This is a genomic window from Protofrankia sp. CiP1_Cm_nod3, assembly GCF_982290655.1.
The window spans coordinates 11671-12194 of sequence record NZ_CEVIVD010000136.1 but is presented as its reverse complement, the minus strand read 5'-3'; positions in this window follow the sequence as shown (position 1 = coordinate 12194).

The window sequence follows — 524 nt, the reverse complement described above, 5'->3', positions numbered from 1 at the left end:
CGCTGAACCTGCCGGGCCCGTGGGATTCCGGCGATCAGGCCGGGACGGCGCTCGCCGCCGGGCGGGCGGTGTCGCTGGTCATCGCGGCGGCTGTCGTCGCCTGGCTCCTCGTGCGCGCCTGGCGCAGGCCATGCCTGCCCCCGCGCCCGCACGCGCCGGCGCTGTCGTCCGCCCCAGCGCCGTCCGGACCGACAGTGCCCAGCCCGGTGACACCCGGCCCCACAGCGCCCGGCCCCACAGCGCCCAGCCCGGCGGCGCACGTCCCAGTACTGCCAGTTCCGACGGAGCACGTCCCAGTACCGCCGGTTCCGGCGGAGCACGTCCTAGTACTGCCAGTTCCGACGGAGCAGGTCCCAGTAACGCCGGTTCCGGCGGTGCACGGCCTGATACCGCCCACTTCGACGGTATTCGCCCCGGCGCTGCCCGTTGCGGTGGCGGGCACGTCGGTGTCGGCGCGAGGGTGCGTGCCGGACGATGTCGCCATCGTCGGGGCTGGGGGGATGGCGGTCGCTCTGGGCAGCCCA